13 protein-coding genes are annotated in these 12238 nt (G+C 65.2%); 6 read left to right on the top strand and 7 right to left on the bottom strand.

Translation table 11 applies throughout. The features are described from left to right. Positions 1 to 4 precede the first annotated feature (4 nt). The gene (locus GGR17_RS14075) at positions 5 to 1399 is read right to left on the bottom strand and encodes an aspartate aminotransferase family protein (RefSeq protein ID WP_037210564.1); all 1395 of its coding nucleotides are present in this window, start codon (positions 1397 to 1399) and stop codon (positions 5 to 7) included. Positions 1400 to 1513: 114 nt separating this feature from the next. Further along, positions 1514 to 2173, bottom strand: coding sequence for a GntR family transcriptional regulator (locus GGR17_RS14070; RefSeq protein WP_054539344.1), 660 nt, complete (start codon positions 2171 to 2173; stop codon positions 1514 to 1516). A 156-nt stretch (positions 2174 to 2329) separates the two neighbouring features. On the opposite strand from GGR17_RS14070, the gene GGR17_RS14065 reads away from it, so the two are divergent. The 5 genes from GGR17_RS14065 to GGR17_RS14045 all read left to right on the top strand — a co-directional run bounded on the left by GGR17_RS14065 (position 2330) and on the right by GGR17_RS14045 (position 7713). Continuing rightward, entirely contained in the window at positions 2330 to 3415 is a 1086-nt protein-coding gene (locus GGR17_RS14065) for a polyamine ABC transporter substrate-binding protein (protein WP_054539345.1), read from the top strand. 61 nt (positions 3416 to 3476) lie between these two features. Then, positions 3477 to 4616 carry an ABC transporter ATP-binding protein gene (locus GGR17_RS14060; protein WP_054539346.1) on the top strand — a complete coding sequence of 380 codons (1140 nt, stop codon included), beginning with the start codon at positions 3477 to 3479 and terminating at the stop codon, positions 4614 to 4616. Between the two features lie 13 nt (positions 4617 to 4629). Then, positions 4630 to 5526, top strand: coding sequence for an ABC transporter permease subunit (locus GGR17_RS14055; RefSeq protein ID WP_054539347.1), 897 nt, complete (start codon positions 4630 to 4632; stop codon positions 5524 to 5526). After that, positions 5526 to 6341, top strand: coding sequence for an ABC transporter permease (locus GGR17_RS14050; protein ID WP_054540423.1), 816 nt, complete (start codon positions 5526 to 5528; stop codon positions 6339 to 6341). Before GGR17_RS14055 ends, GGR17_RS14050 begins: the two co-directional genes overlap by 1 nt. 34 nt (positions 6342 to 6375) lie before the next feature. Then, on the top strand, positions 6376 to 7713 hold the full coding sequence (locus GGR17_RS14045; protein WP_054539348.1) for an NAD(P)/FAD-dependent oxidoreductase: 1338 nt from the start codon (positions 6376 to 6378) through the stop codon (positions 7711 to 7713). 4 nt (positions 7714 to 7717) lie between these two features. Here GGR17_RS14045 and GGR17_RS14040 read toward each other — a convergent pair whose 3' ends face one another. Next, positions 7718 to 8413 carry an FG-GAP repeat domain-containing protein gene (locus GGR17_RS14040; protein WP_054539349.1) on the bottom strand — a complete coding sequence of 232 codons (696 nt, stop codon included), beginning with the start codon at positions 8411 to 8413 and terminating at the stop codon, positions 7718 to 7720. Positions 8414 to 8417: 4 nt separating this feature from the next. Next, positions 8418 to 8741 carry a 2Fe-2S iron-sulfur cluster-binding protein gene (locus GGR17_RS14035; protein ID WP_054539350.1) on the bottom strand — a complete coding sequence of 108 codons (324 nt, stop codon included), beginning with the start codon at positions 8739 to 8741 and terminating at the stop codon, positions 8418 to 8420. Between the two features lie 202 nt (positions 8742 to 8943). Between GGR17_RS14035 and GGR17_RS14030 the strand changes: the two genes are divergently transcribed. Beyond that, entirely contained in the window at positions 8944 to 9486 is a 543-nt protein-coding gene (locus tag GGR17_RS14030) for a peptidoglycan-binding domain-containing protein (protein WP_054539351.1), read from the top strand. A 58-nt stretch (positions 9487 to 9544) separates the two neighbouring features. Here the strand turns inward: GGR17_RS14030 and GGR17_RS14025 are convergent, their stop codons facing one another. The 3 genes from GGR17_RS14025 to hflC all read right to left on the bottom strand — a co-directional run bounded on the left by GGR17_RS14025 (position 9545) and on the right by hflC (position 12235). Then, positions 9545 to 11002: a DegQ family serine endoprotease gene (locus GGR17_RS14025; RefSeq protein ID WP_037210577.1), complete on the bottom strand. Its 1458-nt coding sequence runs from the start codon at positions 11000 to 11002 to the stop codon at positions 9545 to 9547. Between the two features lie 169 nt (positions 11003 to 11171). Next, positions 11172 to 11366 (bottom strand): DUF2065 domain-containing protein, encoded by a 195-nt coding sequence (locus GGR17_RS14020; RefSeq protein WP_054539352.1) that lies wholly within the window; start codon positions 11364 to 11366, stop codon positions 11172 to 11174. Then, positions 11366 to 12235, bottom strand: coding sequence for a protease modulator HflC (gene hflC / locus GGR17_RS14015; protein WP_037210581.1), 870 nt, complete (start codon positions 12233 to 12235; stop codon positions 11366 to 11368). The genes GGR17_RS14020 and hflC overlap by 1 nt, the downstream gene beginning before the upstream one ends. Positions 12236 to 12238: the final 3 nt, after the last annotated feature.

Raw genomic sequence — 12238 nt, 5'->3', positions numbered from 1 at the left:
GCGCCTATGCGGCCTTGTAGAGCCCCTCTGCCTTGATCTTGGCAAAGGTCTCGTCCAGCGATTTCACCGCGCGTTCGAACAGGATGTCGATATCGGCGGGCTGAATCACAAGGGGCGGCGCGATGATCATCCGGTCGCCCACGTGGCGCATGATCAGATTGTTGGCAAAGCACCGGTCGCGGCAATGCAGCCCCACCGTCCCGGCCTCGGAGGCGAATTTCGCGCGCGCGCCCTTGTCCGGCGTCAGCGCGAGCGAGCCCATCAGGCCCACGATCCGCGCCTCGCCCACCAGCGGATGATCCGCCAGCGCGGCCCATTTCTCGGCCATGTAGGGGGCAGCCACTTCGCGCACATGCTCGATGATCTTCTCTTCCTCGATGATGCGCAGGTTTTCCAGCGCCACGGCGGCACAGACCGGATGGCCCGAATAGGTATAGCCATGCGCGAACTCTCCGGCGGCGATCACCTCGGCCACCTCGTCGCAGACCAGCGACCCGCCGATCGGCGCATAGCCCGAAGACAGGCCCTTGGCGATGGTCATGATATGCGGCCGGATGTTCATCGTCTGGCTGCCGAACCAGTTGCCGGTGCGCCCGAAACCGCAGATCACCTCATCCGCGATCAGCAGGATGTCATGCGCGTCGCAGATCCGCTGAATCTCGGGCCAGTAGGTTTCCGGCGGAATGATCACGCCGCCCGCGCCCTGCACCGGCTCGGCGATGAAGGCCGCGACCTTGTCTTCGCCCAGCTCGGCGATCTTGGCCTCGAGCTGGCGGGCGCGTTCCAGCCCGAACTCCTCGGGCGACATGTCGCCGCCCTCGGCATACCAGTGCGGCTGGTCGATATAGGCGATATCGGGAATCGGCAGCCCGCCCTGCGCGTGCATCCCCTTCATGCCGCCCAGGCTGGCGCCGCCCATGGTCGAGCCGTGATAGGCGTTCCAGCGGCTTATGATCACCTTTTTCTCCGGCTTGCCCTTGGCCGCCCAGTAGTGGCGCACAAGGCGGATGTTGGTGTCGTTCGCCTCGGAGCCCGAGCCGGCGAAGAACACATGGTTCAGATCGCCCGGCGCCAGTTCGGCCAGCCGCGCCGCCAGCGCGATGGCCGGCACATGGGTCGTCTGGAAGAAGGTGTTGTAATAGGGAAGCTGTTTCATCTGGCGCGATGCGGCCTCGGCCAGTTCCTCGCGGCCATAGCCGATATTGACGCACCACAGGCCGGCCATGGCATCGAGAATCCGGTTGCCTTCGGAATCCGTCAGCGTCACGCCGCTGGCCTGGGTGATGACCCGCGCGCCCTTTGCGCCAAGTTCGGCGCCCGCCGTGAACGGGTGCATGTGATGCGCCGCATCCAGCGCCTGAAGCTCTGCGGTGGGCATGTGATTGCTGATCGGTTTCATCCGGTGACTCCCTGAATTTTCCCGGCCTCGGGCGTGTCGGAACGCCGACAGAAGGCCAGCCGGCCATTCCGCCGCGAGAATATGATCAAATATTTCCGCGTCAACAGAATTTGATCAAACCGCCCCCTGCCCCAGCGAAAGCCGGATCTGCTCTCCGCCCTGAAGCAGATCGCCCTCGATCGCGCGGGCCACCGCCTCGGGATCACCCGCGCGCAGCGCGGCGAGCGCCTCTTCATGCATGTCGGGCAGGTTGTAGGTGCCGAACTTGCCGCAGACGACGCGCAGCGAAGGCCCCGCCCGCAGCCACAGCGCATTGCAGATCGACAGCAGGATCTTCGCCTCCGACCGCTGATAAAGTGTGAAGTGAAACCGGTGGTTCTGCTCCAGATAGGCCCGGACATCGCCCCGTTCGATCGCCGCGTTCAGCGACTGGTCGATCAGATCCAGCTGCATGATGTCCGACGGTGTAATCCTTTCGGCGGCCAGACAGGCCAGCCGCGGCTCAAGCGCCTGCCGCGCGAAATACAGCTCGTCGATCTGTGGCAATGTCAGGGTCGGCACATGCACGCGGCGGTTGCCGAAAAGCTCCAGCGCGCCTTCGGCGGTCAGCCGCCTGATCGCCTCGCGCACCGGGGTCATCCCCGCCCCCAGAACCGAGACCAGCCCCTGAATCGTCACCGACTGGCCCGGTGCCAGCTCTCCGAACAGAATCATCTCGCGGATGCTGCGATAGACCAATTCATGGGCCGGAAGCTTTTCAAATGCCTGATCCAAGTCTTTAATGCCTTTCACCCCGCCGCATCGCCCGGCGCAGCCGAGTTGTCTGCCCGGAGTCCGATCAAATACCATATTGCAATAGCGGCGGCGTTTGATCAAATTATCAATGTGAGGGCACGCGACTCTCTGCAAACCAACGGGAGCACCTAAAATATGAAATCCACATGGATACCGCTGGCCGCCGCGCTCGCCGCCTGTGTCACGGCCGCCGGCGCGGAAGAGGTCCACGTTTACAACTGGTCCGACTATATCGACGAAGAGCTGCTGACGAAATTCGAGGAAGAGACCGGGATCAAGCTGGTCTATGACGTGTTCGATTCCAACGAGGTTCTGGAAACCAAGATGCTGGCCGGCGGCTCGGGCTATGATGTCGTGGTGCCGACCGGGTCGTTCCTGCAGCGCCAGATTTCAGCCGGCGCATTTCAGCCGCTGGATTTTTCCAAACTGCCGAACGCCGTCAACCTGTGGGACGTGATCCAGGAGCGTACCGCCACCTATGACCCCGGCAACGCCTATTCGATCAACTACATGTGGGGCACCACCGGCATCGGCGTGAACGTCGCCAAGGTCGCCGAGATTCTGGGCGAAGACGCCCCGATCGGATCGCTGGAGCTGGTGTTCAACCCGGCGAACATGGAAAAGCTGGCCGCCTGCGGCGTACATTTCCTTGATGCCCCGACAGAGATGATCCCCGCCGCGCTGGCCTATCTGGGCGAAAATCCCGACAGCCACGACCCCGAGGTCATCGCCCGGACCGAGGCCGTGCTGGGCGCCGTGCGCCCCTATGTGCAAAAGTTTCACAACTCCGAATACATCAACGCGCTGGCCAATGGCGACATCTGCGTGGCCGTGGGCTGGTCGGGTGACATCCTTCAGGCGCGCGACCGGGCCGACGAGGCCGACAACGGCGTCGAGATCGCCTATAACGCCCCGTCCGAGGGCGCGCTGATGTGGTTCGACCAGATGGCCATTCCCGTCGACGCGCCGAACCCCGACGCGGCCCACACGTTCCTGAACTTCATCCTGGACGCCCATAACATGGCCGCGGCGTCGAACTATGTTTATTATGCCAACGGCAACGTCGCCTCGCAGGAATTCCTCGAAGAGGACGTGATCGGCGACCCGGCGATCTACCCTGACGCGGAAACGCTGAAAAACCTCTACATCACAACACCTTACGATCCGAAGGTGCAGCGGGTCGTTACCCGGCTCTGGACCAAGATCAAATCCGGCACCTGATCTGATCCCCTTGCCCGCACCGCCGGCCGGTGCGGGCCTTCCCCTCTTTCAAGGATGGCCTATGGCGCAATCCCCGAGCAGTTCCGTCTTCGCTCCCTGGGACGACCCGACCAAGAAACCGCTGATCCGGTTCGAGGGCGTGACCAAAAGGTTCGGCGATTTCACCGCTGTCGACAATCTCGATCTGCATATCTACGAGCGTGAGTTCTTCGCCCTTCTGGGCCCGTCGGGCTGCGGCAAGACCACGATCATGCGGATCCTCGCCGGGTTCGATCCGCCCTCCGAAGGCACCGTCTGGCTGGATGACGTGAACATCGCCCCGGTGCCGCCGAACAAGCGCCCGGTGAACATGATGTTCCAGAGCTATGCGCTGTTCCCGCATCTGTCGGTCTATGACAATATCGCCTTCGGGCTGAAGCGTTCGCCGATGCCCAAGTCCGAGATCGACGGCCGCGTGCAGGAAATGCTGCGCCTGACCCGGCTGGAGAAATTCGCCCGCCGCAAGCCGCATCAGATTTCCGGCGGTCAGCGTCAGCGCGTGGCGCTGGCCCGGTCTCTGGCCAAGGCGCCCAAACTGCTGCTGCTCGACGAGCCGCTGGGCGCGCTCGACAAGAAGCTGCGCAACGATACCCAGTTCGAGCTGATGGACATTCAGGAAAAGACCGGCACCACCTTCGTGATCGTGACCCACGATCAGGAAGAGGCGATGACCGTCGCCAGCCGCGTGGCGGTGATGGACAATGGCAAGCTGATGCAGGTAGCCACGCCCGACCGGATTTATGAAGCCCCCAACTCGGTTTACGTGGCAGACTTCATCGGTGACGTGAACATCATCGAAGGCAACCTTCGGCCGCAGGAGCCGGGCAAGGTGCTGATCGACTGGACCGAGGGCGAGGCGCCGATCCGGGCCGAGGCGAACGGCGGCCTGACCGAAGGCACCCGCGTCTCCTATGCGGTGCGCCCCGAAAAGATCGCCGTTTCCGCCGAACGCCCCGACGACAGGGCCAATGTGGTGCAGGGCAAGATCATCGACATCGCCTATCTGGGCAATATCTCGACCTATCATGTCCAGCTGCCGTCCGGCCACATGATCTCGGCCCAGATGACCAACAGCCGCCGGATCGAACGGCGTGATTTCACCTGGGAAGATACGGTCTGGCTGTCCTGGACCGACACAGCCGGCATCGTGCTGACACAATGAAGGGGGCCGCGCGATGAACTTCCGCCGCTTCCTTCTGGTGCTGGTGCCCTATGGCTGGCTGCTGGCGCTGTTTCTGGTGCCGTTTCTGATCGTGCTGAAAATCGCGCTGTCGGACACGGCCCTGTCGATCCCGCCCTATACCCCCACGCTTGATCTTTCCGCCGGATGGGCCGGGATCAAGGACTTCTTCGGCGCGCTCGATTTCGAGAATTTCGTGTTCCTGACGCAGGATGATCTTTACTGGAAAGCCTATCTTTCCAGCCTGAAGATCGCCCTGATCTCGACGCTGGTGACGCTCGTGGTCGGCTATCCCATCGCCTATGGCATGGCCCGGGCGCCGCAGGAATGGCGCCCCACCCTGATGATGCTGGTGATCCTGCCGTTCTGGACCAGCTTCCTGATCCGGGTCTATTCCTGGATGGGCATCCTCAGCCAGGAAGGGTTCCTCAACCAGTTCCTGCAATGGGCCGGCCTCACCTCGGAACCGTTGATCATCCTCAACACCAACTGGGCGGTCTATATCGGTATCGTCTATACCTACCTGCCGTTCATGATCCTGCCGATCTATGCCACGCTTGAAAAGCTGGATGTCTCGCTGCTCGAGGCGGCCGAGGATCTGGGCTGTTCGCGCACCGAAGCCTTCTGGCTGATCACCGCGCCGCTTTCCAGATCGGGTGTGATCGCGGGGTGTTTTCTCGTCTTCATCCCGGCCATCGGCGAATTCGTCATCCCCTCGATCCTGGGCGGGTCACGCACGCTGATGATCGGCAAGGTGCTGTGGGAAGAGTTCTTCTCCAACCGCGACTGGCCGGTGGCCTCGGCCGTGGCGGTGATCCTGCTGCTGATCCTGGTGATCCCGATCATCCTGTTCCAGCGCAACGAGCAGCGCCAGAGGGAGCTTGAACAATGATCCGCCGTTTCAGCTGGTTCAACGCGACGTCGCTGACGCTTGGCTTTGCCTTTCTCTACATGCCGATGATCATTCTGGTGATCTACAGCTTCAACGCCTCCAAGCTCGTCACCGTCTGGGCCGGTTTCTCGACCAAATGGTATGGCGAACTGCTTCGCAACGAAGCCTTCCTGGATGCCGCATGGGTGACACTGAAGGTGGCCGTGATCTCTTCCAGCATCGCCACGGTGCTGGGCACGATGGCGGCCTATGTGCTGGTGCGTGGCGGGCGGTTCGCCGGCCGCACCCTGTTTTCCGGCATGATCTACGCGCCGCTGGTGATGCCCGAGGTGATCACCGGCCTGTCGCTGCTGCTGTTGTTCATCGCCGTGGGGCTCGATCGCGGCGTGATCACCATCGTGCTGGCCCATACCACGTTTTCGATGTGCTACGTATCGGTCGTGGTCTCGTCGCGGCTTGTCGCCTTCGACAGATCGCTGGAGGAGGCGGCGCTTGACCTGGGCTGCACCCCGTTCGACGCATTCATGAGCGTCACGCTGCCGATGATCGCGCCGGCGGTGATCTCGGGCTGGTTGCTGGCCTTCACCCTGTCGCTTGATGATCTGGTGATCGCCTCCTTCACCTCGGGCCCCTCTTCGACCACGCTGCCGATCAAGATATTCAGCGCCGTGCGCCTGGGCGTGAGCCCCGAGATCAACGCGCTCTCGACGATCATGATCGGGATTGTCGCCGTCGGCGTGATCGCCGCCTCGCTGATTTCCAAGACACGGATCGCGCGGATGACCCGCGACGAGCAGGCCGCGCAGCAGCAATGAAGCCCCGCCCCCGAACCACCCGCAAGGTGCCCGCGTGAAACGGCTGTACGAGGCCGGGGCCTATTCCGACGCGTCGGTGCAAGAGAGCTATTGGCGCACCACCGCCACGTCCGCCCCCTATCCGCCCGCCCAGGGCGAGACGGGTTGCGATTTCGCGATCGTGGGCGCCGGCTATACCGGCCTCTCCGCCGCCCTGCACCTGGCGCGTGATCATGGCGCCGACGTCACCGTGCTGGAGGCCGAAGAGCCCGGCTGGGGCGCATCGGGGCGCAACGGCGGCTTTGCCTGCCTTGGCGGCGCCAAGGCCAGTGACGCGGCCCTTGCCCGGCGCTTCGGCGCGCAGGACCTGGCCCTGTTTCACGCCGCCCAGACCGGCGCGATCGACAGCGTCGCCGAGATCCTCGATCGCTACGGCATAGATGCCGACCGCCATTCCGAAGGCGAAACCATCCTGGCCCACCGCCCGCGCGACATGCGGGCCCTGCGCGCCGAGGCGCCGCATGTGCAGGCCAGCTATGGCGTCACCCCCCGGCTTATCCCGCGCGAGGAGCTTGCCGATCGCGGCATGGCCGGGCCAGCCTTTCACGGCGGGATGACGGTACCGATCGGCTTTGCACTCAACCCGATGAAATACGCGCAGGGGCTGGCCCGCGCGGCGGTGACCGAAGGGGCGCGCATCCACGCCCGCTCTCCCGTCACGGGGATCGAGCGGCAGGCCGGGGGCGGCTATGTTCTGAACACCCCGCGCGGCAGGCTGCGGGCGCGCAAGCTGTTGCTGGCCACCAACGGCTACAGCAGCGATGATCTGCCGCCGTGGCTGTCAGGGCGCTATCTGCCGCTTCAGTCCAGCGTTCTGGTCACGCGTGAGCTGACCGGGGCCGAACTGCGCGATCAGGGCTGGACCACCGATCAGATGGCCTATGACACGCGCAACCTGCTGCATTACTTCCGGCTGATGCCGAACCGCCGCTTTCTGTTCGGGATGCGCGGCGGGGTGCGCAGCTCGCCGGCCGCGCTCGAGTGGATGAAGACCGAGATCCGCCGCGATTTCGAACGGATGTTCCCGGCCTGGGCGCATGTCGAAACGCCGCATTTCTGGGCCGGGCTGGTGTGCATGGCGCGTGATCTGGCGCCCTATGTCGGGCCCTTGGGCGACTGGCCCGATGCCTTTACCGCGCTGGCCTATCACGGCAACGGCGTGGCGATGGCCACCTACAGCGGCGCGCTGATGGCCGATCTGGCCGCCGGACGCGCGCCCGGCCGCGCCTTTCCGGCGCTGATGCGGGCACCGCTGCGCCGCTTCCCGCTGGGTCCGCTACGCCGTGCCCTGCTGCACCCGGCCTATTACTGGTACGCCCTGCGCGACCTCTGAACACCTAAGAGGCGCAGCCCATCGCCGCGGCAAAGGCCTCGGGGCCATCATGCGCCCCGATGTCGCGCGATACCAGCGCGCCACCCTGCAGCCGCGTTGCCATCACCCGGCTCCAGTCGGCGCTCGCGGTCACCATCTCGGGCCCGTCGCCGCAATCGCGGATCCCGCCCGAAATCACATCCTGCCCGATCCGGTGGTTGGTCAGCCCGCCCGCCTCGGCCACCAGCGTCAGCGCGCCGTCGCGAAACCGCCAGACCCGCAGCAGCCTTGCCAGATGGGGCCGGTCGACATAGGCGATTTCGGCAAACCCGTCACCGTCCAGATCCGCCGCGCCGACAGGCGCCAGCCAGCGATGCGCCCGGCCGATGAACGGCGTCGCCGCGATCAGCCCCCCGGCGCCATAGACGCTCAGCCGCGCGCCGCGCGACAGGTCGGTTTCCACCACGATCACCTCGGGCGCGCCGTCCCCATCCAGATCGGCCAGACGTGGCGCGAGATCCTCGAACACGCGGGTTTCGGGCAGCACGATGCGCCGCCCCTGCCCGCCCTTCAGCCACAGCTCCAGCGTGCCGTATTCGATGGCATCGCCCAGAACGGCATGATCATAGCGCGTGGTGGGATCGCCGAAGCGGGCCGACACGATCTCGCCCCGCGCAGCCCCGGCCGCCAGGAGCGAGAGCGCAAGCGCCGCCCGCAGCATCGGTTCAGATCTGCTTTTCGGGCAGGTTGACGACCAGCCCGTCCAGATCGTCGGACACCTTGATCTGGCAGGTCAGGCGCGAACGGGCCGGATCGGGCGCATAGGCGAAATCGAGCATGTCCTCTTCCATCGCCTCCATCTTCGGCAATTTTTCCACCCAGTCAGGCGCGATATAGGCATGGCAGGTCGAGCAGGCGCAGGCGCCGCCGCAATCGGCGTCGATGCCGGGAATGTTGTTGTCCCGCGCGCCTTCCATCACGGTCATACCGGTGGGAACATCCACCGTATGCTCGGTTCCGTCATGCTCGATATAGGTGATCTTCGCCATACCTGTCCTCATCTGTCTGATCGGGTCGTTCCCTGCCCCAATAGGCCAAGTTCGCGCGGTTTTCCAGTGCCCGTGGCGGCCCCTGCGCGGGCGGGTCGAAATTCCGCGCCCGCCCGGCCGGCCAGCAGCCTTTCACGACGGCGCGAAACAGGCTATTGTGCCGCCAAGAACATCAGGGCCCCAAGCCCCCGGACGAGCAGACATGATCCGAAACCTTCTTCTGACCGGCCTCGCCGCGCTCGGCCTCGCCGCCTGCCAGGACACCGCGCCGGTGGCCGACGTCGCGCGGCTGGCCGAACAGCCGCTGGCCACACCGCCCGATCACGCGCCGCCCGGCGCCGCCCCCGGCACCTGCTGGGGCAAGCATGTGACGCCGGCGGTGATCGAAACCGTGACGGACCATGTGCTGCAGCAACCGGCCCGGCGCGATGCCGAAGGCGCCATCAGCGCGCCCGCGCATTACCGCACCGAAACCCATCAGCGCATCGTCACCCCGCGCCAGGAGATCTGGTTTGAAACCCCCTGCGCCGCGCAGATGACGGCAGAGTTCACCGCCACGCTGCAGCGGGCGCTGGCCGCGCGCGGGGTGTACCAAGGCCCGGTTACCGGAACGATGGATCCCGCCACGCGCCGCGCGGTGCGGACATACCAGGCCACGCTTGGGCTCGACAGCGCCACCCTGTCGCTCTCCACGGCGCGCAAACTGGGGCTGATCGCCTATCCCAGGCCCGGCGCGGACGGCTGAGCCGCAACGCAAAAAGGGCGCCCCGGCGGGCGCCCTTTGCTGTTTCCGGGGCGAAAGATCACTCTTCCAGCGACAGCGCCACAAAGCGCGGCGCGCCCTGACGGCGGATCAGCAGCAAAAGCGATTTGCGCCCGGCCTCCTTCGCCTCGGTGATCCGGGCCTCCAGATCATCGGCGCTGGTCACCTTCTGCTGACCGGCCTCGGTGATCACGTCGCCCGCGCGCAGACCCTTTTCATAGGCCTCGCTCATCTCGTCGACATTGGTCACCACCAGCCCGTCACCCGCGCCCAGCTCCAGCTGCTCGCGCATCTCGTCGGTCAGCGGGGTCAGGGTCAGGCCCAGCATCTGCTTCTCGACCGGGGCCTCGGGCGCCGGCGAGGCGACGGCGGGCACCGCGCCCTCGGCCGTTTCACGGCGGCCCAGCGTCACCTTCAGCGTCTGGGTGCCGCCATCGCGGAACACCACGACGCGCACGGCCTTGCCCACGGGCGAGCTGCCGACGATGCGCACCAGCTCACGCGTGTCGGCCACATCCACCCCGTCGAACGACAGGATGACGTCACCCGACTGCATGCCGCCCTCGGCGGCCGGGCCCTCGGGCACATCCGTCACCAGCGCGCCCCGCGCCTCTTCCAGGCCGATGGCCTCTGCCACATCCGGCGTCACGTCCTGAATGCGCACGCCCAGCCAGCCGCGCCGGGTTTCGCCGAATTCCTTCAGCTGCCCGACCACATTGTTGACCACGTTGGACGCCATCGAAAAGCCGATGCCGATCGAGCCGCCGTTGGGCGACAGGATCGCGGTGTTCACCCCCACGACCTCTCCGGCCATGTTGAAAAGCGGCCCGCCCGAGTTGCCCCGGTTGATCGCCGCGTCGGTCTGGATGAAATCGTCATAGGTGCCGCTCAGCGCCCGGTTGCGGGCCGATACGATGCCGGCGGAGACCGAAAAGCCCTGCCCCAGCGGGTTGCCCACCGCCATCACCCAGTCGCCAACGCGCATCACATCGCTGTTGCCGAAGGGCACGAAGGGCAGCGGCGTATCGCTTTCCACCTTCAGCAGGGCGATATCGGTGTTGGGGTCGGTGCCGATCACCTTGGCCTCCAGCGTCTTGCCGGAAAAGAACTCCACCTCGATCTCGTCGGCCTTTTCGATCACGTGGTTGTTGGTGACGATATAGCCATCCTCGGAAATCACGAAGCCGGAGCCGAGCGCCTGGCTGCGGCGCTGGCGCTGCTGGTTGCCCTCGCCCTCGGGGTTCATGAAATCACGAAAGAAATCCTCAAAGGGAGAGCCTTCGGGAAGCTGCGGGCCGGGCCCGGTGGAAACGGCAACCGTGGTCGATGTGGTGATGTTCACCACCGCCGGGCTGACCTGTTCGGCCAGGTCGGCGAAGCTTTCGGGCACGCCGCGCGCCTGCGCCGATATGCCCTGGGCCATCACCAGCGCGAGGCCCAGTATCAGCGCCCAGAGCGCGCGCAGCGGCGCCGCGTCCGTCCGGGCGGAAAGTGTCATGGCCTGGGATGTCAATGGGAGTTCCTCCTCGTATGATCCTGGTTGGGGCGGGGAAATCACCCGGCCCGGGTGTCCTGATCCTTTAGATAGGGGCCCCGACATTCAACTCAAAGCCCGTCACGCGCTGTCACATGGATGTGAAGCATATTCGCAGCCCGGGCCAAGCGTTTCAGGCGCCAAGCGCTTTTGCAAGCCAAACCAGCCCGACCCCCAGCGCCACCGCGCCCAGCCCGAGCGCCCGGCGGGCATCAAGCGGCAGGGTTTTCAGCACCGCGAGCAGATCCTCCAGACGCGAAGGGGCCAGTGCGAACACCAGCCCCTCCACAACCAGTACCAGCCCGATGGCCAGCAGCAGGATCGGCATCACCGCCCCTGCGCGTTCTTCAGGTAATCGAAGAATTCGCTGTCGGGCGACAGCACCATCGTCGAATTGCCGCCCTGCAACGAGCGCGAATAAGCCTCGAGCGAGCGGTAGAATTCGAAGAACTCGGTATCCGCGCCATAAGCGGTGGCGAAGATCCCGTTCCGCTCGGCGTCGGCTTCACCGCGCGCGATCTCGGCCTGGCGGTTGGCGTCGGAGACAAGCTCCACCACCGTCCGGTCGGCCTGGGCACGCACCCGCTGCGCCGCTTCTTCGCCGCGCGCGATCTCATCGGCCGCCTCGCGCTCGCGCTCGGCCCGCATCCGGGCAAAGGTGGCTTCCAGATTTTGTTCGGGCAGATCGGTGCGCTTGAGCCGTACATCGACGATCTCCAGCCCCAGATTGCTGGCCTCGGAAATCGCGGCGTTGCGGATGCGCAGCATCAGCGCGGCCCGGTCCGACGACAGGATGTCATTGGAGCTGACAGAGCCCAGCACCTCGCGCGTGGCGGCGCGCAGCACCCTGTCGAGCCGGTCCTCGGCCGAACGGATGCCGCCCGCGCCGACCGCCTGACGGAACCGCACCACATCGGCGATGCGGAACCGCGCGAAGGCGTCGACCACGAGCCGGCGATCATCGAGCGGCGTTACTTCCAGCGGGTCGATGTCACGGCTCAGGATCCGGTCGTCATAGCGCACGACCTCCTGGATCAGCGGGATCTTGAAGGCCAGACCCGGCTCTTCCTTTACGTCGCGCACCTGGCCGAACTGCAGCACCAGCGCCTTTTCACGCTCGTCCACGATGAAGACCGACGACAGGAACACCACGATGGCGATCACCACGATGGGCAGAATGTAAGTTGTCTTTTTCATGCC

Source organism: Actibacterium naphthalenivorans, assembly GCF_014196965.1.
Lineage (GTDB): Bacteria > Pseudomonadota > Alphaproteobacteria > Rhodobacterales > Rhodobacteraceae > Actibacterium_A > Actibacterium_A naphthalenivorans.
Note: the sequence above shows the minus strand (reverse complement) of the source record. Positions and strands in the feature narration are given on the sequence as shown.

What these genes read in the sequence shown, in the direction of transcription:
- GGR17_RS14075 (WP_037210564.1), bottom strand. Translation starts at nt 1,399, where the DNA reads ATGAAACCGATCAGCAATCACATGCCCACCGCAGAGCTTCAGGCGCTG.
- GGR17_RS14060 (WP_054539346.1), top strand. Translation starts at nt 3,477, where the DNA reads ATGGCGCAATCCCCGAGCAGTTCCGTCTTCGCTCCCTGGGACGACCCG.
- GGR17_RS14020 (WP_054539352.1), bottom strand. Translation starts at nt 11,366, where the DNA reads ATGCCGATCCTGCTGCTGGCCATCGGGCTGGTACTGGTTGTGGAGGGG.
- hflC (WP_037210581.1), bottom strand. Translation starts at nt 12,235, where the DNA reads ATGAAAAAGACAACTTACATTCTGCCCATCGTGGTGATCGCCATCGTG.
- GGR17_RS14025 (WP_037210577.1), bottom strand. Translation starts at nt 11,002, where the DNA reads ATGACACTTTCCGCCCGGACGGACGCGGCGCCGCTGCGCGCGCTCTGG.
- GGR17_RS14065 (WP_054539345.1), top strand. Translation starts at nt 2,330, where the DNA reads ATGAAATCCACATGGATACCGCTGGCCGCCGCGCTCGCCGCCTGTGTC.
- GGR17_RS14035 (WP_054539350.1), bottom strand. Translation starts at nt 8,741, where the DNA reads ATGGCGAAGATCACCTATATCGAGCATGACGGAACCGAGCATACGGTG.
- GGR17_RS14040 (WP_054539349.1), bottom strand. Translation starts at nt 8,413, where the DNA reads ATGCTGCGGGCGGCGCTTGCGCTCTCGCTCCTGGCGGCCGGGGCTGCG.
- GGR17_RS14055 (WP_054539347.1), top strand. Translation starts at nt 4,630, where the DNA reads ATGAACTTCCGCCGCTTCCTTCTGGTGCTGGTGCCCTATGGCTGGCTG.
- GGR17_RS14030 (WP_054539351.1), top strand. Translation starts at nt 8,944, where the DNA reads ATGATCCGAAACCTTCTTCTGACCGGCCTCGCCGCGCTCGGCCTCGCC.